21 protein-coding genes, 1 tRNA gene and 1 pseudogene are annotated in these 23,887 nt (G+C 35.5%); 7 read left to right on the top strand and 16 right to left on the bottom strand.

Going from position 1 to position 23,887, the window contains the following annotated elements; translation table 11 throughout:
- Positions 1 to 96: 96 nt before the first annotated feature.
- Positions 97 to 693: an N-acetyltransferase gene (locus Q4Q55_RS05840; RefSeq protein ID WP_303371885.1), complete on the bottom strand. Its 597-nt coding sequence runs from the start codon at positions 691 to 693 to the stop codon at positions 97 to 99.
- Positions 694 to 1,334: 641 nt separating this feature from the next.
- A complete protein-coding gene (locus Q4Q55_RS05835) occupies positions 1,335 to 4,532 on the bottom strand; it encodes a C1 family peptidase (protein ID WP_303371884.1) in 3,198 nt (1,065 codons plus the stop codon).
- Positions 4,533 to 6,059: 1,527 nt separating this feature from the next.
- Here Q4Q55_RS05835 and Q4Q55_RS05830 point away from each other — a divergent pair.
- Positions 6,060 to 6,521: a DUF3990 domain-containing protein gene (locus Q4Q55_RS05830; RefSeq protein WP_303371883.1), complete on the top strand. Its 462-nt coding sequence runs from the start codon at positions 6,060 to 6,062 to the stop codon at positions 6,519 to 6,521.
- A complete protein-coding gene (locus Q4Q55_RS05825; protein ID WP_303371882.1) occupies positions 6,518 to 6,988 on the top strand; it encodes a hypothetical protein in 471 nt (156 codons plus the stop codon). The genes Q4Q55_RS05830 and Q4Q55_RS05825 overlap by 4 nt, the downstream gene beginning before the upstream one ends.
- 89 nt (positions 6,989 to 7,077) lie before the next feature.
- On the opposite strand, the gene gdhA is transcribed toward Q4Q55_RS05825, so the two are convergent.
- Positions 7,078 to 8,412 carry an NADP-specific glutamate dehydrogenase gene (gene gdhA / locus Q4Q55_RS05820; RefSeq protein WP_303371881.1) on the bottom strand — a complete coding sequence of 445 codons (1,335 nt, stop codon included), beginning with the start codon at positions 8,410 to 8,412 and terminating at the stop codon, positions 7,078 to 7,080.
- 506 nt (positions 8,413 to 8,918) lie between these two features.
- On the opposite strand from gdhA, the gene Q4Q55_RS05815 reads away from it, so the two are divergent.
- Positions 8,919 to 9,167 (top strand): hypothetical protein, encoded by a 249-nt coding sequence (locus Q4Q55_RS05815; protein ID WP_303371880.1) that lies wholly within the window; start codon positions 8,919 to 8,921, stop codon positions 9,165 to 9,167.
- Here the strand turns inward: Q4Q55_RS05815 and prf1 are convergent.
- Positions 9,152 to 10,396, bottom strand: a complete 1,245-nt coding sequence (gene prf1, locus Q4Q55_RS05810) for a peptide chain release factor aRF-1 (protein WP_303371879.1) — start codon at positions 10,394 to 10,396, stop codon at positions 9,152 to 9,154. The genes Q4Q55_RS05815 and prf1 overlap by 16 nt on opposite strands.
- Positions 10,397 to 10,470: 74 nt before the next feature.
- Positions 10,471 to 11,439 (bottom strand): hypothetical protein, encoded by a 969-nt coding sequence (locus Q4Q55_RS05805; protein ID WP_303371878.1) that lies wholly within the window; start codon positions 11,437 to 11,439, stop codon positions 10,471 to 10,473.
- A 96-nt stretch (positions 11,440 to 11,535) separates the two neighbouring features.
- Here Q4Q55_RS05805 and Q4Q55_RS05800 point away from each other — a divergent pair, with 96 nt between their 5' ends.
- Entirely contained in the window at positions 11,536 to 12,051 is a 516-nt protein-coding gene (locus Q4Q55_RS05800) for a zinc ribbon domain-containing protein (RefSeq protein ID WP_303371877.1), read from the top strand.
- Here Q4Q55_RS05800 and rimI read toward each other — a convergent pair.
- On the bottom strand, positions 12,016 to 12,471 hold the full coding sequence (gene rimI, locus Q4Q55_RS05795) for a ribosomal protein S18-alanine N-acetyltransferase (RefSeq protein WP_303371876.1): 456 nt from the start codon (positions 12,469 to 12,471) through the stop codon (positions 12,016 to 12,018). The two genes, Q4Q55_RS05800 and rimI, sit on opposite strands and share 36 nt — an antisense overlap.
- Before the next feature lie 73 nt (positions 12,472 to 12,544).
- Between rimI and Q4Q55_RS05790 the strand changes: the two genes are divergently transcribed.
- The 3 genes from Q4Q55_RS05790 to cobK are packed head-to-tail and all read left to right on the top strand — an operon-like array spanning position 12,545 to position 16,150.
- Positions 12,545 to 12,934 carry a UPF0146 family protein gene (locus tag Q4Q55_RS05790; RefSeq protein ID WP_303371875.1) on the top strand — a complete coding sequence of 130 codons (390 nt, stop codon included), beginning with the start codon at positions 12,545 to 12,547 and terminating at the stop codon, positions 12,932 to 12,934.
- Between the two features lie 4 nt (positions 12,935 to 12,938).
- Positions 12,939 to 15,368: a calcium-translocating P-type ATPase, PMCA-type gene (locus Q4Q55_RS05785; protein ID WP_303371874.1), complete on the top strand. Its 2,430-nt coding sequence runs from the start codon at positions 12,939 to 12,941 to the stop codon at positions 15,366 to 15,368.
- The gene (gene cobK / locus Q4Q55_RS05780; protein ID WP_303371873.1) at positions 15,365 to 16,150 is read left to right on the top strand and encodes a precorrin-6A reductase; all 786 of its coding nucleotides are present in this window, start codon (positions 15,365 to 15,367) and stop codon (positions 16,148 to 16,150) included. Before Q4Q55_RS05785 ends, cobK begins: the two co-directional genes overlap by 4 nt.
- A gap of 12 nt (positions 16,151 to 16,162) precedes the next feature.
- Here cobK and Q4Q55_RS05775 read toward each other — a convergent pair.
- The 10 genes and pseudogenes from Q4Q55_RS05775 to Q4Q55_RS05730 form a co-directional block, all read right to left on the bottom strand.
- Positions 16,163 to 16,246, bottom strand: a tRNA-Ser gene (locus Q4Q55_RS05775).
- A gap of 38 nt (positions 16,247 to 16,284) precedes the next feature.
- Positions 16,285 to 16,593, bottom strand: a complete 309-nt coding sequence (gene rpsJ, locus Q4Q55_RS05770; RefSeq protein ID WP_042691424.1) for a 30S ribosomal protein S10 — start codon at positions 16,591 to 16,593, stop codon at positions 16,285 to 16,287.
- 68 nt (positions 16,594 to 16,661) lie between these two features.
- Complete coding sequence (gene tuf / locus Q4Q55_RS05765) at positions 16,662 to 17,903, bottom strand: translation elongation factor EF-1 subunit alpha (protein ID WP_303371872.1); 1,242 nt, start codon at positions 17,901 to 17,903, stop codon at positions 16,662 to 16,664.
- A 149-nt stretch (positions 17,904 to 18,052) separates the two neighbouring features.
- On the bottom strand, positions 18,053 to 20,254 hold the full coding sequence (locus Q4Q55_RS05760) for an elongation factor EF-2 (protein ID WP_303371871.1): 2,202 nt from the start codon (positions 20,252 to 20,254) through the stop codon (positions 18,053 to 18,055).
- A 28-nt stretch (positions 20,255 to 20,282) separates the two neighbouring features.
- Positions 20,283 to 20,843: a 30S ribosomal protein S7 gene (locus tag Q4Q55_RS05755; protein ID WP_303371870.1), complete on the bottom strand. Its 561-nt coding sequence runs from the start codon at positions 20,841 to 20,843 to the stop codon at positions 20,283 to 20,285.
- 13 nt (positions 20,844 to 20,856) lie between these two features.
- Positions 20,857 to 21,282: a 30S ribosomal protein S12 gene (locus Q4Q55_RS05750; protein ID WP_067044341.1), complete on the bottom strand. Its 426-nt coding sequence runs from the start codon at positions 21,280 to 21,282 to the stop codon at positions 20,857 to 20,859.
- A gap of 328 nt (positions 21,283 to 21,610) precedes the next feature.
- Complete coding sequence (locus Q4Q55_RS05745) at positions 21,611 to 22,042, bottom strand: NusA-like transcription termination signal-binding factor (RefSeq protein WP_303371869.1); 432 nt, start codon at positions 22,040 to 22,042, stop codon at positions 21,611 to 21,613.
- 6 nt (positions 22,043 to 22,048) lie between these two features.
- Positions 22,049 to 22,348, bottom strand: coding sequence for a 50S ribosomal protein L30e (locus Q4Q55_RS05740; protein WP_296878254.1), 300 nt, complete (start codon positions 22,346 to 22,348; stop codon positions 22,049 to 22,051).
- Between the two features lie 8 nt (positions 22,349 to 22,356).
- Positions 22,357 to 23,544, bottom strand: coding sequence for a DNA-directed RNA polymerase subunit A'' (rpoA2, locus tag Q4Q55_RS05735; RefSeq protein ID WP_303371868.1), 1,188 nt, complete (start codon positions 23,542 to 23,544; stop codon positions 22,357 to 22,359).
- Positions 23,545 to 23,552: 8 nt separating this feature from the next.
- Positions 23,553 to 23,887: pseudogene (locus tag Q4Q55_RS05730) on the bottom strand (DNA-directed RNA polymerase subunit A'); the annotation flags it as partial.

Genomic DNA, 23,887 nt, shown 5'->3' with positions numbered 1-23,887 from the left:
AGAGGCTAGGGATTTTTTAAGAAAAATGGATGAACCACCTAGCAGAGAAGACCGTGAATTTAGAAAAAAATGTGAATCTCAAAGAATAGTCCTATTTTAACTTTTCTTGAGATCCAAATACAAATAAAAAGTTTGTTCAGGATTTTGTTTAATAATTCTGTCCAACTTCTCTTTAATTAATTCATCATCTTTTTTTAGGTTTGAAAAATTGTTATGGACTACATAAAAATTATATGCACTTGCATAACCTTCAACAACAATAAACCTTAATCCTACATCATTTTCAGATAATTTCCTAATGGAGTTTATGACATTTCTGAGGATATGTGAACCTAATCCGTTATTTGTATACTTTTTATCGATTGCAAACCTTCCTATTTTTATTGCGGGCAATGGTTTCCTTTTAGGAACCTTTTCAATATTTTCATTGTAATGAGGTTTTAGTTCTAACCTGATATTTTCATCTCGAATATTCTTTAAAGGAATAATATCTGTCAGTAATGATACAAATCCAATTATCTCATCATCACAAGTGATTAGTTTAGTGATATTTATTTTATCCTCTTGTTGTTTTAACGCATCATTTTTGATAAAATCATTCAAATCATCAGAGTCACATTCAAAATTACTTAAATCATGTTTTTCTGTTAATGTTTCAAATTTATAATTCTCTTTAATATATTCAATATCCATAATACTACCTTCATTTACTTTATTTTAAATTTCAAAAGAAAATTAATCCCAAATTAATAATTTAAAACATTGACTAATTTCAATTGAACATAAACCAATTTAATATTACTTTAGTAAAAGATAGCACATATTAACTTTTGAAGTGCGACAATGTGTAAAATCACAAATATGAAAAAACACGATGAACCAACCGTTACCACCCTATTTACACAAAAAATCAAAATCATCTAAAAACAGTTAAAAGAGATAAAATAAACTAAATTAATCTAAAAAAAATTAAAAATTTGCTAATAATTATATTACTAATTATTAGCTATTAAAATTAAAAAAGAAGTGCTAACAATTATACAATGCCATGTGCGAGAAACAGGCGATACAACCCTACTTTTTAATAAGCCAACACTTAAATTAACATTAACATCCCAGTTTTGGCATTGAAAACTTAGTTTTGAAAAGTGTTTGATTATCCTCATTTGAAATAGGAATTAAATTGCAAAAAGCCTCATGTTAATGTGAATGTTGATGCATTAAATGAAAAGTAAAAAAGCAAACATTGATTAGATTAACATTAAAATCAATTATTTTGGCACAAAAGAATTGTCCAGAAATTAATAGAAAAAATAGTAGATGAAGTCAATCATCTACTTAACTTTAACAGTTGTTTTTATAGTGTCTTTAAGGTAAGTCACTTTGACAGTGTAGGTTTTGCCTTTTTTAAGCTTTTTGATAACCTTCTTGTTCAAGGTCTTTTGTGCAACGCCTTTGGAGTTGGTTTTGACCTTGTAGGTTTTGCCGTTGAACTTGAATGTTACTGTTTTACCTTTAACCAATTTACCGTTGATTTTAAGAGTTGCCTTTAAGGTAAACTTCTTAGCAGTCTTTTTAACAGTGACTTTGCTGGCTGTAAGAATCTGTTTTACAGTTACTGTGTTTTTAACTGATTTTCCTTTATATGTAGTTGTTATTGTGTATTTTTTAGGAACATCAGTTATTTTGATTTTTGCAATTCCATCACCGTTTGTATTAACAGTTGTGGTTTTTCCGTTGATTGTGAAACTGACTTTTTCACCGGCTCCAACAGCATGGCCGTCATCAGTCACGACAGTAACGCTGAAGTATTTGCCCCCATCATAATCAACAGCAATGTCTTTATTGTTTATGATTTTAGTATCATCCGCTACAGTATAAACTTTCAGACATGCCACTGATTTATTCAGACTGAGGTCATACCATTCATCCCCATCATATCTAAATGAAACCCCTTCAATAGTGTGATATCTTGAATTTATCAAATATGGAACTAAATTAGATTTGATGACAACACTGAATACATCTCCTTTTTTGACTGGAACATATGAATCCAGCTTAATTGTGTGAAAACCTATAAACTCTGAAACCCCTTCCTGAACACACTTCAATTCATCATTGACATAAACTTCAACAGTGTAGTCCACATTGGTATCATTAAAGAAAGTTCCAACACCCGCAATCAAATCATCTCCTTCTGAAACAAATATGTCACAATACTTATTTGAAGAGTTAGTGAAGTTTAAATCACCTGAAAGGTCATATTCATAATTCTTGTTGTAAGGAACGGTATTTTCAATTATGAATCCTGCAGCATATCCAAAACTAGGAAGAGTGTCATTACCTGGCATAAATGTTTTATCATAATAGGAAACATATAGATATCCGTTGTCTCCCCAGTTGGGACCCCAACTGTTTTTTATAATCCATGCCCCATCGCGAGGAGGAGTAATCAGGAAATTATCTTTTGAATAATTGTCATCCCAACCGACAACTGCCACTGCATGGTTAGGCGTAATATTCACATTAGTGTATTGTGCAAATGTTTCGGGATTATAATAAGGATTCTGTTCATCAAATGTGGACTGTCCATAATAACATACTTCCAAAGATCCGTATTTAATAATCGCCTCTTTTATTAGTGAAGATCCAGGCACATCATGGCGAACAAAAACCACGTCCTGTACATGTACATCATTCAATGTGGTTATCACTGGTGAAATTTTTCCGATTTCATCATACACATCAGCTTCTTGTGAAAAAGCTCCAAGCCAGCTTATAAAGTAGCACATGGACTGGAAGTAGTCCCCACCTTCATGTATAATGGTAATTCCATAAGTAGAGTACTTTAAGAGAGTATTTTGCATGTTGTTTTCTGAAAGGTCAAAACTTATTCCACATGCCTTCAGCAATGCAGATTCTAAAGCACCAGTCATTCCAAATGCCCAACAAGCACCCATACGTCCCTGATTCCTAACTGGAGAAACCCATCCCCAATCTCTTAAATCAAATCTGGACGGCAGATTAGTAACATTTATGGTATTATTGAGCAAGGTCAATTCAATACCCTGCACATCTATAAGCCCATAAAAAATTGTGTTGTTTGTTGATACAGTATCGTTATTATACTCATTATCCTCTAAATTACATCCTTTGTCATAGAATGTGCAAATAGCATCCGTATTGTTTGTGAAAATTGATTCTGTGATATTATATGAAGTATCATATGCATATATCGCATTACCACTGCTTGCAGAGTTATTGATAAATGTGGAATTGAATACTGTTAAATTACCCATATCACAATAGATTGCACCCCCACAAGTCGGATATCCTTCAATCAATTCAAGGGAATTTGAATCAAACATACAATTATCAATTTCAGCATTGGCATAGGAAAGATAAATTGATCCTCCGGCATAACTTGCCTTATTATTGATAAACTCAGAATTATTAATGGATAAATTACCCCCCAGTTGAATATAAGCCCCTCCAAATTCACAATCAGTATCCTTAAACAAGGTATCCATTATAGTGACATTTCCTGTCGCATTGCCACTCATTCCAGGAATATCAGCATGAATAGCTCCTGCATTTTTAGAAGAGCTAGTGTTAATAAATTGGCAATTTTTTATATAGGTATTGCCTCCTTCCTTAATAGAAATCGCACCGGCACTTATGGTTGCGGCCAAATTTTTAAATCTTGAATTGACAATTGAACCTGAAGCGGAAGTAGCATATATAGCCGGCGAATAAGATGATGTTATATTTTCAAAAGTCAGATTATCAAAATAATATTCAGACATCGCCAATGCAATCTGGCCAAACCTATTATGTATATTTGAAGTAAAAATGGAGTCATAAACAGTCACAGTCCCTGCAGATGCCCTTATAGAATGTCCGAAATCAGCATCATTATCGATGAATTTACAGCCGTGACAGTTAAGAACTGCACCGTAATCATTACATATTGCTCCACCATCTTTAGTTGCATTGTTGCCTATAAAAGTAATATTGTTCAATGTTAAGGTTCCAAGAGAGTATATCGCTCCCCCATATTCGGTTGCCCTGTTATTGATAAAAGTAATATTATTCAAGGTAACATATCCAATGGAAGCTATTGCTCCTCCAGCTAAAAAATTACCGTTAGTAAAAACTAAATTATTTATGATAACATTAGTGCCCCGAATAATGAATATTCCTGACTGGCCGTTTCCATCCAGAATATGGTTATTTCCATTAATTGTAAAATTATTTTGATTAATGTAAATTTCAACTCCATAATCCGTTTCATTATTAAATTTATAATTCTCAGTTATTTCTAAAAAATCAGTTGCATTGCATATATTACTATTCAAATCAGTGAATGTATATTGTGATTCTCCTATAGAAGACATATCTTCTTGTGTTGTCTTAAAGCTATCCTGATTATCATCACTTAACATGTCATCGCAAGTTGCGTTTGCCGCACAAACTGCGCCCACAGACATGATTAAAATAAGCATGAAAACAGCTATTTTAAAAATTCTCATAATTATCACTATAATAAATGTTTATCAAAACAACTTATAAAAATTATTCATTAAATTTTTTAAAATCTAAAAAATCTTCAGATATTATTCAATAATGGCAAAATTGAACCTCGGCTAGATCCGAAGAATTCTTATACAAAAAGTTTAACGAATACTGCATTATAATTTAGTATTGAAAACTTAGTTTTAAAAAGTGTTTGATATAAGTTTATAGAATGGAAAATATCTCATATTAGTAATTATGTTCAAATAATCTAAAAAAAGAAAAGAAACAAGAAACCTATACGATACATTGTGCGGGAACTGGGTAGAACCTCCCTACTTACAAAAAATCAAATCTTTTTTAAAAATATACTCCATAATAAAACTCTAGAATTAAAAAATAAGTATTGTCTAAATAGTTCAGAAGATTAACTTCCAAACTATCACCCATTTTAGACAATAAACTACATATAAGTTGAAACGGGAGGTTTGCCCCATTTCTAGAATATGATAACCATATTCGTGTTAATTATTATATCATTTAACACATATAAAGTTTTTCTAATTTTATATTTAAGGAAAGTAAGGGAGAATTATGGCCAACTTCCGAGGGTGAGTCTTATAATAACGTCAAGAACCTTACTTTCAAGTTCAACAGTCAAATATTAAAGGTTTATACCATTAAATCGATAATGCACACAGCAAGTGTCATAACACTTAAAAGCAATGCAATATACTTTAGCATGGTGCTAACCTCCACAGTTCAGATGTGAAAAATTTTTCCTCAAAATTCTAAGACATCCTTATATGCAGTTAAGTTTATTGAAACATTTCTATTACCATTAAAGATATAGTATTACTAATATATAAAATAGTATTACTTTTTAGTGTATGAAATGTATAATCCACAATCAAAGATTAGAAAAAGACAATTAAAACCAATATTCCCTATAAAAAAAATGCGAATTTTAAATTAATAAAACTAAAAATAGTTTACAAAGTAAATAAAACTCAAATAACTTAAAAAAAGAAAAAAGAAACAAGGAAAATCTATACGATTCCTTGTGCGGGAATTGAGCAATACCCCCCCACTTATGAATGAAGAAAAATAAACCTATCGAGTTGACTGTGGAAATTGATTATGAATGACCATAATATTAATTACAGTACCGTTTGGCAATACAAATAGCAATAATATTGTCACCATTTGGGACGACAAATAGTAATTTACCATCCGAAGTAAATCTTAAAATAGAATTTTATGAAAAAGTTTCACAATTTTTAAAAAATGAGCATTTTACAGGATAAATAGTTATTGGAATAAGTAATAAAACGGGAATCATTAATCTTCTCAAGTTTACTTAACCACATTAGTTAACTTTCCCTTTGCAGACATTGGAGAAAATTTATATGCGAAAAATAGTATATACTAATTAAACAAAATTATAATTATAAAATTACAGGAAATTAATTTCACCAGGAATTCAGTGGTTAAATTTTGAGTTCCCGAGAATATTAAAATATTAAAAAAGCAGATGTTGTCATATGGATAAAAATATATTATATCATGGAAGCAATGTGGAAGTGCCTTTTCCGCGTATTCTACAGAATGGTTTTTATAAGGATTTTGGTTATGGCTTTTACTGCACCCTATTTGAAAAGCAAGCAAAACGTTGGGCTATGACAAAAAAAGGAGAATCATTTGTAAATTTATATGAATATGTGCCAAATGCTGATTTAAATATCCTGAAGTTTGACAAAATGTGTGAAGAATGGTTGAATTTCATTGTAAGTTGCAGGAATGGTATAGAACATAATTATGATATAGTGGAAGGGCCTATGGCAGATGATCAAATTTGGAATTTCATTGAAGGATTTATCGAAGGCAACATTTCAAGAGAAGCATTCTGGGAACTGGTGAAATTTAATTATCCAACCCATCAAATTTGCTTTAACACTGAAAAATCACTTAAAACATTAACATTTAAAGGAAGTGAAATATTATGAAGAATAAATATTTTCCAGATGAAGATATTGAAATCAATGATTTATACTTTATTTGTTACATGATAGAAAGAGTGGCAAGAAATATAAAACAAAAAAATAAATATGTTGTAAATACAATTGGAAGAGATGGACTATATCACCTGATTAGCTGTGCAGAAGTATTGCATTGTGAAAATCCTTTGAAAGTGGAAGCAGATTGGATTAATGATTATGAACTTGAAAATGGAAATTATGATATTACAGATGTTGATAAGGAACTTGCCACAATCATTCCAACACCACTTGATATGGGCGCTGTATATCAGCGTTTGATTATAAACACATTATCCTCCAAAGAGGATTATGTTGACGGCATTATAAGAGTATATAATGATGACATATGTGATGTGATAGATAATTATAACTGCAGTGCTTTCTATGAACCTTCTTATGTGATGGCCCGAGCTTATCAAAACGGAGGTTTTTAGAATTAAAATAATATAAAAAAATTTAAAAAACACCAGACAATCAAATAACCAATTATTAGACCAAAAAAAGAAAAAATAAACAAGGAAATCTATACGATTCCTTGTGCGTTCATAGCGTCAACAACTTTCTTGAATCCTGCGATGTTTGCTCCTGCAACATAGTTTTTGTCCATGTCGTATTCAGCAGCTGCATCTGCAACATTTGCAAAGATAGTTTCCATAATAGTTTGGAGTCTGCCGTCAACTTCTTCAAATGTCCAGGATAATCTTTCTGAGTTTTGAGACATTTCAAGTGCGGAAGTAGCTACTCCACCAGCGTTGGATGCTTTACCTGGTGCGAATAAAACGTCGTTTTCCTGTAAGTATTCAGTTGCTTCGATAGTGGTTGGCATGTTTGCTCCTTCAGCAACAGCTAATACTCCGTTTTCAACTAAGGTTTTAGCATCTTCTAACTGTAATTCGTTTTGGGTAGCACATGGAAGAGCGATATCACATTTGATTGTCCATACGCCTTTGCCTTCGTGGTATTCAGCACTTTCTCTTGCTTCAGCGTATGCGGTTAATCTTTCTCTTCTTACTTCTTTAATTTCTTTTAATAACTCAACGTCGATTCCTTCAGGGTCGTAAATCCAACCGGTTGAGTCGGAACAAGTTACAGGTTTACCACCTAATTGCTGTGCTTTTTCGATTGCATAAATAGCTACGTTACCTGCACCGGATACTGCGATGGTTTTTCCTGCAATATCGATGTCGTTTGCTTTTAACATAGCGTTTGTGAAGTATAATAATCCGTAACCGGTAGCTTCGGTTCTTGCAAGTGATCCACCGAATGATAATCCTTTACCAGTTAATACTCCTTCATATAATCCTCTGATTCTTTTGTATTGGCCGAATAAGAAACCGATTTCGCGACCGCCTACACCGATATCCCCTGCAGGTACATCAGTATCAGCTCCAATGTATTTGCATAATTCGGTCATGAATGATTGACAGAATGCCATGATTTCTCTGTCTGATTTTCCTTTAGGATCAAAGTCAGATCCACCTTTTCCTCCGCCAATTGGAAGACCGGTTAAGGAGTTTTTGAAAATTTGTTCAAATCCTAAAAATTTAATAATACCTACGTTTACAGATGGGTGGAAACGTAATCCGCCTTTGTAAGGTCCAATTGCACTGTTGAACTGTACTCTGTATCCGGTGTTTACTTGTACTTGTCCGTTGTCGTCAATCCATGGGACACGGAATTTCAATTGTCTTTCCGGATTGGTTAATCTTTCAAGAAGTGCATTTTTTTTGTATTCTTCTTCGTTTTCTTCAATGACAACCCTTAAGGATTCCAATACTTCGCGTACAGCTTGGTGGAATTCTGGTTCGGAAGGGTTTTGTTCTATTATAGTTTCAATTACATCATCTACGTATGACAAAAATATTCCTCCAAATAGAATTTAGATTATTTTTTAATATCATTAAATTTAAAAAAATCTTACTGCTAGCAGTAATATTTAACAATATAATATAATATTTGACTCTTCTTATATTTAAATATTTTTCAATTTTTAATTAAATAATCGAATATTATTCAAATAACTTAACATATATCTTAGACATTTTATAAATTTATTCAGAAAAATTATTTAATTTAATAAATGATTTAGGATATTAATTCAAAATGTCTAACGAAAATAATTAATTGATGGACAAAGTCGGAAATTGACTTCCACCAAAACTTCAAACAAAAATGTCCAGAAATACTGCAGATTTGCGATGGAAAATCGAACAGATTAAAAAATAGCCCAAATAAAATTAAACAAAAATATATAAAAATTTAAAAAGCATATTTCTTTATATGTCATTATTAACATATTAACTATTAATGTCTAGTGAAATTTAAATTTTAGTAGACAAAATTATAAAATTAAGGTTGAAGTTGATGAAACGCAATAAGATTACAAAATCCCAATATGAAAAGCTGAAAAACAGATATCTGACCAAAAATCGGAATATGCACTCACTATATATTGAGTTGAATAAAGAAACACCAGTCGATAAGGAATTATTCTTCAGATTAATAAACAGAATAAGAATAGAGGAAGGATTAAGCGAGTATTACACTCCAAAAAAAGAAAAAAAGAAAAAAAGCAATATCAATAAGTGTCCCACTTATCAATATTCAACATAATACCTTAATATTGCGCCGATTCCACCGAATGCCCTGAAAAGTTGCATTCCCTCTTCGGTTTCAGTGGAGATAAACTCAACATCAGTATTCATTTCTTCAGCTTTTTCAACAAATTCATCAGCCAGATCCATTGAAGATTCTTCTTTTAAACGTTCATTACAATTAGGACATCTTTCTTCAAGCTTATCCGCTTCGGCCTGAGTCTTGACTGTGATTTCCTTTTGAGTGCCGCAGCTTGGACAGACAAATGTCTTGCGCATGCTGCTTAAGTCTTCAGACAAAAGCAATATGTCAACAGCACCCATAATCAGGTTATTCCTCACTTCATTTTCACCATATGAGTAAAGACCCTTATCCTTTCTCAATTCATGGATGAATCTTTGAACGAGTTTCTTTTCCTGCATTACATCCAGATTTTCCAGATCGTCTGCAGATTTGGCAATGACTTCACGGATACCCTCTTCACCTGTGTATGATGTGTCAACTATGGATATGACCTTGTCCTTAAGTTCATATTGAAGATATTCCCCTTCATAGAAATCCTTTTTTGTGAAACCCGGTCCGCCTATGATAATTCCTTTCAAATCATCCTTAAGAGGCAGGAATGCTTCGTTCATATGGTCACCAATACGTTTCAGGAACTGGTGTGCCAAATCTTCAATTACACGGTCAAACCTTCTTTGTGACTGACCACCAGCCTTGTGTTTTCCAGGAACACCACTGGTTAAATGACCTAGAATTGTTTCTTTTTTACCTTTTAAAGTAGCATAAGTCGCTTCATTTCTGTCGATAACTGCAACACCGTACACGTCACGCTCTTCAATCATGTATTCCAGAGGCTCGAGGAAAAATTCGTTGTTACATTTGTACCAATAGGTTGTAACCGGTTCCGGTGGCTCTATGATATACTTTTCCATCTTTTCTGTGCCCGGACCGCCTTTAGGAATCATTCCCACAAACAAAACCAGACCATGTTCAGGAGGCTGCCTGTACAATTTGATGCTTTCTAAAATTACTGCAATAGCTGACTGTACATTTTTCCTTGTCTGTTTACTCTTGATGTTAGCACTCTGACCCATTTCATCTCTCATGTGCTTACCAACATCACTTAACTGTTTGGTTGGTGGAATATAAACGGAAACAAGCTCTGTACCTCTACCTCTCTTTTGAGCCAATTCTTTTAAGGTTTTCTTAAATTCATATAATTCTTTTGATGATACTCCTGCCATGTTATCCCTATAAAAATTAAATTAATATAATAGTAATAAGTCTGTTTTTTTAAATATAAATAATTAATGAAAAATCAGCCCAATTTGGCATTTCCATATTCTTCGAATAATTTTATACTATCTTCATCAATCGTGTTTATCTCAAGCAAATCCATTGAAGTGATGTTCATCACCTCACGCGCCAGATGCAGGTAGGTGTCCGGATAGTCATTATATCCGAAAAGATGCCATATCACATCACCCTTAAATACAATTTCAAGATACCAGTCATAGCCCTCAAGGTCTTCGGGATCATGGCTATCCGATTTCATGTGATAATCGCTCTGCGTCCACAGGTATACGTGGTATTCCTCCAAAAGCCCCAAAACAGTATTTCCAATATCTTCAGTCAATACCTTATCTATATATCCCCTTATCGTTGAATCCTCAAAATTGACTATCAGTCTTGGATTCGGAAGCTCATAAGGATAGCACCTGTAATGGCCGAACTCGATTGTCTTGACCGGAAGCCTGTCACCCCGGCAGTAGAGCCCGTCCTTTTCAATGTCATAAAAAAGCGGAGTTGCCAGCTGTCTTTGATGGTTCAGGTGCAGGACGTCAAAGCCGAAAAAGTCGCGCAGCAGCTCTCCAAACTCGACCCACCTTTTGGGAAAATTGTTCTTGAACGAGTATTCCTCATAGCCGTCGGTCGAATAGATTATCACAATGCATGAGTATATCAACTCCAGCTTTTCGAAATATGAAAAGTTTTCGGATTCAAAATCCCTGAACAGTTCAAGATCAATAAAGCCGGAAAGCAGATCACCGGATTGCCTATCGTCAAACGTCCTTATCTCGCTGGTCATCTTGCGCCTTAAGTCGACCAGAATATCAATCCATGAATCGTCGCATAAGCTGTTTTCCTGCAGGAACTTGTCTCCGCTGCCCCTCTCTGAAATCTTATAATATGCCATGTTGTTTATGAAGTCTATTGTGAAACATTCATAGTGGCGATTCAATCTTTTGAAGTTGAACCTCTGGGTAATCTCTATCTTTTCAATCATAATCATCAATTAATAATTAATATCTCCTTCAAGTTTAATATCAATTACCAAAAATATATAAACAATCACATGATAATTAATTAAATAAGTGATAACATGATGAGAAGATGCCCTCAGTGCGGTGCTACCGGCGATGACATATATGGATTCTGCATAAAATGCGGATATGAATTTCAGAAAGTTCCGCAGGATTCTCAGATATGCCCATTATGCGGATTCAAAAATCCTGACGAAGCGGATTTCTGTGTCAAATGCGGCACTCCACTGCTATTTAAAAATCAGTTTGAAAACGCCGAGAAAGTAAAGCCAATAGTAATCCAGAAAAGCGTTTCAACAGGAGGCAAGTCAAATTCCGGTCAAACCAGCAGACTGCTGATATACATCGGATATTTCTTTTCAATTATGGGAAGCATCATAGGACTGATAATAGGGCTTTATCTAATCACCAGAAAAGATCCGTATGCAAAAAAACACGGATACATTCAGATGGCCATCGTGCTTTTTTACCTGGTTCTGCTGGTCGTACTCCTTAAGGCGGGCCTGATTCCACCGGAAATAATTGCAGAATACAAGCAGCTACTTGCGGGAAACCTTACTGCGATTAACAGGTAAATACATTATTAATGCCCCTTCACCAGTATCGTAATATCCGGGAACCACCCTGTCCTTTATGAAGTTGAACTGCTCGTAAAACTTAATGGCACCGACATTGCTTTGGCGCACTTCCAGATATATTGCATCAATGTTGAGTAGGGACAGAATGGAGATGGCTCTGATTAGAAGTTCCCTTCCGGCGCCCAAGCGGCGATAATTCTTGTCGACAGCTATTGAAATTATATGGCCCTGATTTTCATACTTAATCCAGAACATCACATAACCTATTACATAATCGTCCTCTTCGGCAACCAGAAAACCTATGCCCATTTCATATAACTGCTGAAACATGTTTATTCCATATGATTGGTCAAATGACATGTTTTCTATTTCAAAAACTCTTTTTAAATCTTTTGGAACAAACTTTCTAACTTTCATACTAAAAAATATTATACAAAACAATATATTTAATATTTTGTATTGGACAAAATTAAATTCAAGGAGTAAAAAAATGTGGCAAGATTTTGGGCAATACATTCTGGAAGAAGTTGGAGACCGTCAGGTCAGGATTGCGGAAATCGCAGTTGGAAAGTTCGATATGATATCAGAAATGCTGGGCAAAAAAGAAAACATCACACTCATTAAAACGGATATCGCACCGGCAGATGAAAGCGTCATTAAAGACGACATCACCAACCCCAATCTCAATCTGTATGATGGAGTGGACATAATCTATTCAATAAGGCCTCCCGGTGAACTTCAGCCCCATCTTGTGAAACTGGCTCAAAAAGTGAATGCCATGCTTATTATCAAACCGCTTACGGGGGAAGATTTAAATACTGGTAGAGTGAAAATGCAATTAAAAAATTTTAAAAAAGCGAGTTTTTACATTTTAAGGTGATGAGATGAGTGACATACTATCCGAATACAAAACATCTCCCGAGGGTTTGAGTGATGTTGAAGCCCTTGAAAGGCAAAAAACCTATGGGTTGAATGAACTTGATGAAAAAAAGGCCACTCCTGCATACATGTTATTTCTGTCGCAATTTGCGGATGTCCTGATAGGTCTTCTTCTGGTTGCAGCCATTGCGGCATATGCCATTGGAGACGTAATCGATGCGGGAGTTATACTGCTTGCAGTCCTGCTGAATACCATTTTGGGTTTCATTCAGGAATACCGATCACAGAAGGCTGTTGAAAGCCTTAAAGGTATGATGGTCAAAAAGGCCACCGTCAGAAGGAACAATGAAATTAAAGAGATAGACTCCAGATTTTTGACAGTTGGAGATATCGTGATTCTTGAAGAGGGCTTTAAGGTACCTGCAGACCTGATTGCGATTCAGACAAATGACTTGAACTGTGACGAATCCCATCTGACCGGCGAATCCGAAAGCATAAAAAAGGAAGATGGCGATGAGCTTTATATGGACTCCAATATACTTTCCGGCAATGCCGTGGCGGTTGTTGAAAAGGTCGGGATGAACACGGAAATTGGAGAGATTGCAGGAATCATTCAGGAGGAAAGCGATGAGACTCCCCTTAAAAAGAAAGTCGGAAAGCTGGGAAAAATACTCTCGGCAATAGCCATCTTTGTATGCGTAGCCGTTTTTTTCTTGGAACTGATGCAGAACACCTCACTTGTTGAAACCTTTATGAGTGCGGTTTCACTTGCTGTTGCTGCAATTCCCGAAGGTCTTCCTGCAGTACTGACATTGACATTGGCTTTAGGAATGCAGGAGATGGCAAAATCCAATGCAGTCGTGAAAAAGCTATTGTCTGTTGAAACACTCGGCTCATGCACAATAATCTGCAGTGACAAGACAGGGACATTAACCGAAAATAAGATGACCGTGGTTGACAGTTTTTACACAAACAAAGATAAAACCATACTCATTTCAAAATTATGCAATAATGCAGTCATTAACAATGGAGAAATAATCGGAGATCAGACCGATGGTGCCATTCTAAAATTTGCAAAGGGTTTTGATGCGGACTATCCGAGAATCGGTGAAATCCCTCTTGACAGCAATCGTAAAATGATGACTACTATACATAGACTGGACAGTGAAAATAATATCGTTTTAACAAAAGGTGCGCCAGAAATCATTATTGATATGTGCAAATACATAGATGAAAATGGAACTATTAAAATAATTGATGATAAAATCAAGGAAACTGTGCTGAAAAAGATTGACGAAATGAGTGGCAATGCACTGAGGGTAATCGGCTTTGCATACAAAATCGAAGATGAAAACGAATGGGAAAAAGATCTGATATTTACAGGGCTGCTTGGTCTGATTGACCCCCCAAGAAAAAGCGCAAAAAAAGCAGTCAAAGACTGCATCAACGCCGGAATTGACGTGATCATGATTACAGGAGACCATGAAAAAACAGCCTGTGCAATTGCAAAGGACCTGGGCATCCTCACAACAGGACGCACAATAACAGGCAAACAGCTGGAAAGCCTAAGTGACGATGAATACCTGAAGGCAGCACAGGACATTCAGGTTTATGCAAGAGTAAAACCAAAGCAGAAAATGAGAATTGTCGAAACCCTTAAAAAACTGGACAATGTTGTTGCAATGACCGGTGACGGAGTAAACGATGCACCGGCACTTAAAAAAGCTTCAATAGGAGTTGCAATGGGAAACGGAACCGATGTTGCAAAAGAATCTTCAGACATGATTCTGCAGGACAATGACTTCAAGACCATAGTCAAAGCCATTGAAGAGGGAAGGAAAATCTATGACAACATTAAAAGATTCGTCAAATTCCAGATATCCACAAACGTTGGTGCGATATTGACGATTGTCGGAACATCCCTACTTTCACTTCCGATACCCTTCAATCCTGTGCAGCTGCTGTGGCTGAACATTGTAATGGACGGGCCTCCGGCGCAGACCTTAGGAATCGAAGGTGCTGAAAAAGACATCATGCAACGCCCTCCCGAAACTGGAGACATCCTAACCAAGGACACCCTGCTTAAAATATTTTTTACAGGCATGGTGATGGCCGCCGGAACAATCTGCGTTTATCTATACGAATTGAGCATCAATGTTAATTCGAAAAAAGCAATGACAATAGCATTTACATTGTTTGTAATGTATCAGCTGTTCAACGCACTGAATGCCAGGGCCAATTCGGAAAAGTCAAGCAAATACCTGTATTTGGGAATTCTGCTGTCATTCATACTTCAGACATTAATCATATACATTCCACAGCTCCAGACAATATTCAGAACAACCTCAATTGGCTTGACTGATTGGTTGATGATTACAGCTGTGGCATTGACAATTATAATTTCAGATAAAATAATGAATAAAGTGATAAAATGAAGATATTTCTATTGGGCGGTACAAAAGACTCCATAAACATCATAGGACACATCAAAAAAAATTATGATGCATGCATTCTGACAACAACCACAACCGAATACGGTGCAAAACTTGCCCGTGATGGTGGAAGCGACAGGACAATTGCAAGACCCCTTCCAAAAGAGGACATAATCGAAATTCTAAGCGGCACAGATTATGATCTAATCATAGATGCGACACATCCCTTCGCATCCCACATCACCCGAACAGCCATTGGCGTATCCCAACAGTTAAAAATACCATATATCCGCTTTGAAAGACCCTCCACCAACCTGAAAGGCATTGACACATCACGCATCCATTATGTAAATTCATTCAGCGAGGCAGGAAAACTGATTGAATCAGAATTCATTAAAGGAAACGTGCTGCATTTTGCAGGAGCCAACACCATGGAAGAAATACTCAGCCACGTTTCACCGGACAGATTTTATCCTAGAATACTGAAGGCTGCAAGCTCACTTGAAAAATGCGAAAAACTGAATGTTGACCCAAGCCACATCATAGAAATGAAAGGAGCCGCAAGCACTGCTGAAAATATCGAATTAATCGAAAAATATGACGCGTCAGTAATGATAACAAAAGAAAGCGGCGAAATAGGTGGCGTAATCGATAAAATAAATGCTGCCAATGAAAAGGATATTGCAGTCATAATGATTCAAAGACCTAAAATAGAAGAATTGGATAAAAATAGTATAGTATCTAATTTAGATGAATTAGACATTAAGTTAAAAGACTTTTTTTAAAAATAAATTTAACGCCGAGACTGGGATTTGAACCCAGGCGAGGGAAACCTCACAGGATTTCAAGTCCTGCGCCTTACCAGACTAGACTATCTCGGCATGTGAAAAGGAATATTTAGAAAAAGGAATCTAAATATTTATCCTTTAAGTTCAATTTCAATACTTACATTATCAGGAACGTTAACTTTCATAACTTGTCTCATAGCACGTTCATCAGCTCCAATACCGATTAAACGTTTATGAATTCTGAGTTCCCATTTTTCCCAAGAAGCCTTACCTTCTCCGTCAGGAGATTTTCTTGTAGGAACAACCAGCTTTTTAGTTGGTAATGGAATAGGACCAGATAAGTCAACACCAGTTCTTTCAGCAATTTTTTTGAGTTGATCACAAACATATGCTAATTTTTCTGGATCAGTTCCTGTAAGCTTAATTCTTGCTTGATTCATTTAATTTTCCTCCAAAAAAACAAAAAGAAAAGAAAGTATGGAATACTTTCTAATTATTGTTTACAAACTTATTTTGCTGGGGTAACTTTAAGACATAAACCTGCAGCAACAGTTTGACCCATATCTCTGATAGCAAATCTACCCATTGGAGGAATGTTTTTAGCTTCTTCCATAACCATAGGTTTTGTAGGTTTGATTTGTACGATAGCTGCGTCACCAGTTTTGATGAAATCTGGTTTGTCAGGTAAAGGTTGACCAGTAGCAGGGTCAAGTTTGGAAGTTAATTCTAAGAAAGTACATGCAGTTTGGGAAGTGTGACAGTGGAATACAGGAGTGTATCCAACGGTGATTACACCAGGGTGTTGTAATACAACAACTTGTGCAGTAAATTCTTTAGCTACGGTAGGAGCATCGGAAGTGTGTCCAGCTACGTCTCCTCTTCTGATATCGTTTTTACCTACACCTCTTACGTTGAAACCAATGTTGTCACCAGGTTCAGCAATTTCGAATACTTCGTGGTGCATTTCGATGGATTTAACTTCACCGGAAGCTCCAGCAGGTTCGAAGATAACGTTTTCACCTTTTTTCATAACACCAGTTTCTACTCTTCCTACAGGTACGGTACCTACACCTGTAATGGAGTAGACGTCTTGAATAGGAATTCTTAATGGTAAGTCTACAGGTTTTTCAGGAGGAGTTAATTTGTCTAACTCGGTCATGAGAGCGTCGCCTTTGTACCAAGGCATGTTGTCACTTTTATCTTTAATGTTGTCTCCTTCAAATGCAGACATAGGGATGAAAGGTACATCAGCAGGGTTTCTACCGATAGATTTGAGTAAAACACTTACTTCTTCTTTTACTTCATTGAATCTGTCTTCGCTGTAGTTTTCCATATCCATTTTGTTAACAGCAATGATTAATTGTTTAATACCTAAAGTCATGGATAAGAACAAGTGTTCTTTGGTTTGAGGCATTACACCGTCGTTAGCAGCTACTACTAATACAGCTGCGTCAGCTTGAGATGCACCAGTAATCATGTTTTTAACGAAGTCTCTGTGTCCAGGACAGTCTACAACAGTGTAGTCGTATTTTTTGGTGGAGAATTTTTGGTGAGCTAAATCGATAGTTACTCCTCTTTCTCTTTCTTCTCCTAATTTGTCCATAACAAATCTGAATTTGTTTTCTCCGTCATCTAATTGTTGTTCAGCGATTGCACCAGCTTTTAATAATAAGTGTCCAACTAAAGTGGATTTTCCGTGGTCAACGTGTCCAATAAATGCTAAGTTAATATGTTCTTTTTCTTTTGCCATTATATAACCTCTTTTATAATATTAACAAACAATATCTATAAGCTTAAATGATAGCTTAAATTTAATTTTATACTTCCACATATAAATAGATAATGTTTTTTCATAAAGTTTAATAAAAAATATAAAAAATTAAAAAATTAATTTTAATTTTATAAATCACCTAAGTAGTGGCTTGCAGGGAATGGTTCTGCAGATAATCCTTTTCTTTGTCTGATTTCTCTTACGATCTGATTTTGCATCTCACGTGGGAGAGGTTCAAATCCTGCGATTTCAGTAGACCATAAACATCTACCTTCTGCAGCGGATCTGATGTCACCAGCGAAACCGAACATTTCAGCTACAGGTACTTTGGATTCAATTTTAGCCATATCTCCAGTTCCTTGACCCATATTTACGATTTGGCCTCTTCTGTTTTGAATCTCACGAGTACATGCACCCATATAATCGTTAGGAGTATCAATAACTACTTTTTGCATTGGTTCAAGTAATGCAGGTTCTGCAAGCATCATGGAACCTAAGATTGCGTTTCTGATTGCAGGCAATACTTGAGCAGGTCCTCTGTGAACTGCGTCTTCGTGAAGTTTTGCATCGTGGAGCTTGAATTTTAATCCCATGGAAATTTCGTTTCCTAAAGGACCGTTTTCCAATGCGGATTCGAATCCTTCAAGTAAAAGTTCTTTTACTTCGTCCAAGTATTGAATACCACGAGTCATGTTAAGGAAGATGCTTCTGTTGTGAACAGCCCATACTCTTCTAGCTTCATCTTTATCCAAACCATGTTCCATGAAGTCAGCGGCAGATTCTTTACCTTTTACTCTGCCTTCTTTAATGTCTCCTTCCTGGATTGCATCGAAAAGCTCAGGTTCAATAGGTTCAACAGTAATGTAGAATCTGTTGTGTTTGTTAGGAGATTTACCTTCAACTTGTGGAGAGAGTTTTCTTACAGTTTCCCTGTATACAACAATAGGTTCGGAAGTTGTGATGTCTACACCTTTATCTTTGATTCTGTAACCGATAACTTCCAAGTGAAGTTCACCCATACCTGATACTAAGTGTTCACCAGTTTCTTCATTAATATCAATTTTAACTGTAGGGTCTTCCTTACCGGTTTGTCTTAAAACTTCAATCAATTTTGGTAAATCTTTAGTATTTTTAGCTTCTACAGCTACTGTAACTACAGGTTCTGAAATGTGTTCTAATCCTTCGAACTCTTTGATTTTGTCTTCAGGAGAACATAAAGTTTCACCAGCGATAGCGCCTTTTGCACCGGCAATGTATACAATGTTACCAGCAGGCACTTTATCTGTGTTAACTCTTTCAGGACCGAAGTACACACCTACTTGCTGTACTCTGGATTTACCGTGGGAACCTACCATGTAAACTTCAGTACCTTTTTGAATAGCTCCACCGTATACCCTACCGGTTGCGATTTCACCGGCATGTTTGTCAACAGATACGTTGGTAACCATTACAGCTAAAGGTCCGTCAGGTGAAGTTTCAATCATACCTTTACCAGCAGGAGATTCAATGTCTCCATCCCAGATGTTAGGTACTCTGTAAACTTGTGCCTCTTTAGGAGAAGGCAAGTGTTCAACTACCATACCAAGCAATACATCGGATAAAGGTACTTTTTGTGCTAACTCTTTTTCATTTTCAGCATTACAGTAATCTATGATATCTTTGAAATTGATTCCGGTTTCCTGCATGGTTGGGACGTTGATTGCCCAATTGTGATATGCTGAACCGAAAGCTACACTACCGTCAGTGAAGTCTAATTTCCATTCGTCTTTTTTGTCTTCAGGAGCCATGTTTTTGATTAATTTGTTAGCTTCCATGAAGATTTTTAAGAATCTGTTTTGTAATTCTTCAGGTTCTAATTTTAACTCGTTGATTAATCTGTCAACTTTGTTAATGAATAAAACTGGTTTTACGTTTTCTTTTAAAGCTTGTCTGAATACGGTTTCGGTTTGAGGCATGATACCTTCTACAGCACAAACTACAACTACAGCACCATCTACAGCTCTCATAGCACGAGTTACGTCCCCACCAAAGTCAACGTGCCCTGGTGTATCGATTAAGTTGATTAAATATTCCTTATCTTGGTAATCGTGTACCATGGATACGTTTGCAGCATCGATAGTGATACCACGTGCTTGTTCCTGTTCATCAAAATCTAAGAATCTTTGATCACCTGCAAGCTCTTCGGAAATCATTCCGGCACCTGCAAGCAAGTTATCAGATAAAGTGGTTTTACCGTGATCGATGTGAGCACAGATACCAATATTTCTGATTTGATTTGGTTCATACATTAATTCTTTGATTTTTGCAATCATTTTGTCTCTTCTACTCAAAATAACCACCTATATAAGCATTATACGATTAGTGTGCTGCTTTAGCAACTCTTTCTTTCTCTTCAGCTTTTTGTAAAGCGAAACTTCTTGAATCTTCTTCTGAAGCAAGAATTAATTCATCAGCTAAACATTCAGCAACAGATTTTCTGTTTTTGAATGAAGACTGTAATGTACCTCTTGTTAAGAATCCTAATGAAAGGTCAACTCTTCTTTGTGGTGAGATATCTACAGCAACCTGGTATCCGATACCACCATACTTAATACGAGTAGTTTCTTCACGAGGTGCAGTGTTTTCGACTGCAGTAACTAAAACTTGAACAGGATTCTTTTTAGTTCTTCTGTGAATAATTTCTAATGCATCTTTTACAATGTTGTAAGCTTTGTTCTTTTTACCGGAGTTGAGATGGGTTCTCATAACTTTGTTCATTAATCTTTCAACAATAGATACTTTAGATTTTGCGAATTGTCTTTTTACATGTCTACCAGAAGTATGTGGAACTAAAGTTTCGTCTAAGCAGATATATTTTACTAAACCTAAGTCCTCAACTTTTACTTCATCGAGATCCCATTTACCAAATAATTTACTCATAAACTTAACCACCTTATCTTACAGGTTTTTCTATTTTTCCACTTACCATTTCTGATAAAGCTACATTGTTAACTTTGGAAACTTTCCAACGAACTCCAGGAATATCCCCCATGGATCTTCCGGACGGTCCACCGATTCCTTCAATCATCACTTCATCGTGCTCATCGATAAATCCGATAGCTCCGTCACCTGGTGCGAAAGCAGTTAATTGTTTACCGTTTTTAATCAATTGAACACGAACACATTTACGGATAGCAGAGTTAGGTTGTTTTGCTTCTATCCCTACTTTTTCGATTACGATTCCTCTAGCTTGAGGAGCCCCTTCAAGAGGGTCTGCTTTAACATCTAACCTTAAAGCTCTCCTTTTGTAATCTACATCTTTCCACTTAAAATTTTGTCTATTTTTTTTAAGTTTTTTTGCAGCAAAAAGTCCTGGCATAATTTTTTCCTCGAATTTTTTGTTAAAAAGCATATCTAAGAATCCACCGCTGCGATTTATACTATAATCTATAGTACAATCTAAATTCAAAGATATAAATCAGTAATAATTAATAATTAGATAAAATAATTATCTAAAAAGAAGATATCTTGATAATAATAGTAAAAACAATGACAAAAAGCACACATAGTCATGTTATAACCAGTGCAGATATCTTATGATAGAATATGTATTTCAACCTTTATAAAGGTATGTATTTAGTATATATAAAAACCAAATAAAAAAAGATTTTTAAAAAAAAATAAATTAAAATAAAATAGCCCGAAAGCTATTTTAAAATAATATTGTCGATATTATGTTGTCTATTCGCTAATAATTTAGCTCTTTCAATATTAATTCCGTTTTTACCGATTGCAATACGCTTGTTAGTATTGTCAGCTGTGACAGTAGCTATTTTTTCGCCTGACTGCTTTTGACTTACTTTAACAGATTGTACCTTCGCAGGAGATAAAACGTTCTTAATGAATTGTATCGGATCATCATCCAATTCAATGATTTCAACACCTTTATCCACTGCCCTTTGAACTTTAGATACAGAACTTCCTCCTTTACCAATAGCAAGTCCCATGTCACCATTCTTAACAACGAAAGTAACTTTTCCATGTTCATCATCGATAATGCAATCCTTAACCATTGCTCCAGTCATATTTTCGAAAAGAGCTATGTATCTAATTTCATTTGCACTAAATTTAATAGACACTTAAATCTACCTCAAATCGTCTAATATTGTAGAATCTCCTGGATCGTTTACGATTAATGTAGCAACAGTGAAAGGTTTACCACAAACAGAACCCAAATCTACACTAGTTCCATCATATACAAAGGATGGAATTTCGGAAAGATTTGCATAATATTCAACATCTTCAAGAATTTCTTTAGGAGCGTTGGCCGCAACAACAACGAGTTGGCCTTTTCCTAATTTTAAAGATTGAATTGATTTTTCAGAGCCTAATGTCACATCACCAGTGTCGACAGCTACCCTGATTCCTCTATCTACGTCCATCATCTAGCCTCCTATTCATTTTTATAATCCATTTTGACACCGACAGAACCGGTACCAAGAGGTATTGGTTGTCCAATAATAATATTTTCGATGATACCTGTTAAATCATCCACTTCACCACGTATACTTGCACGAAGTAAATGTTTACCAGTCTCTTCAAAAGCTGCACGAGCTAAAACACTTGATTTTTCACCACTGATACCATGTCTTCCAATGGATTTGACAACACCTTCTGAAGTCATGATATCTGCAACTAACATAATATGTCTTACGTCTACACTAAGACCCTGTTCTGAAAGAGTATTTTGAGCTTCGTTAATAATAGATTGACGAGCTGCTTCGATTCCTAAAACCTCACCAATTTCATGGATATTGTTAGTGGTAGTTCTTACATTGTCAATACCTTCCATGTCAAGAATTTCTTTTAGGTTGGATCCTTCGGTATGGATAATCCATTCATCATCACGACGAATAATAACTTTTCCAATACCTTTTATACCACTAATCTGCAAATCACGAACTTTGTCTGCCAAGAGACGAAGTTCCCTGATTTCAAATTTGGAGTCCGGTTTATCGGATTTTCCTGATGGAATAACAATTTCATCATTATTAATTACAGCTTTCTTGAAAGTTTTTTCAATGATAGCATTGATTTCCTCACGATCAAGTCTTTTTTCCTCAATCTTTTTACTATCTAAAATTGCTTCAACTTCCATAGTACCATAATTTAAATTGAAATCGGAAAGAATATCGTTTATTGTACTTTTACCAATCTTGTTGGCCAAAGTTCTAACAAACTCTTCATCATCACGTCTTTCTTCATCAAAATAAATATCCATAGTTGGAGTAGCAATCTCTTTTCTTGCATCAACAATTTCAATAAGTCTTGGAAGACCTAATGTTACGTTCAGCTCAGTTACCCCTGCATAGTGAAAAGTACGCATAGTCATCTGAGTACCCGGTTCACCTACAGATTGAGCAGCTACTGTTCCAACAGCCTCTCCAGCTTCAACATGAGCTCGGTCATAGGCATTTTTAAGCTTAATAATGAGTTTTCTTAATTCGTCATCAGTTAAATCCTTTTGAATATAAGCTTTGGCTAAATCTTCGATATAACTATCTGGAAAAGCTATGTTTAGATTTTCACTATCATTAATTTCTGCAATAGTATCATTTACCTTAATTATAATATCATCCATAGTTACACCTACTTACCTTCTACTCCACTTTCCATTCTGATTTCGTCAATAAGTTTGTTCAAGTCAGCCGGTTTACCAAAGTCAGATTTTGCCGGATCAACTCCGTCTTCACCAAACATGGTTTGGATAACATTACCCTGGTTGTCTGTAACAAGTCCGGATTGCTTGACCTGTAAATCCTGCAGAGCGTTTACGAGTCTTCTTTGCATGTAACCGGATTGTGCGGTACGAATCGCTGTATCTACAAGACCTTCTCTTCCTCCCATTGCGTGGAAGAAGAACTCAATAGGGTCAAGACCGGATTTATAACTTGAATGTACAAATCCTTTAGCTTTTGCCCCTA

Source organism: Methanobrevibacter sp. (assembly GCF_030539555.1).
Taxonomy (GTDB): Archaea; Methanobacteriota; Methanobacteria; order Methanobacteriales; family Methanobacteriaceae; genus Methanocatella.
Note: the sequence above shows the minus strand (reverse complement) of the source record. Positions and strands in the feature narration are given on the sequence as shown.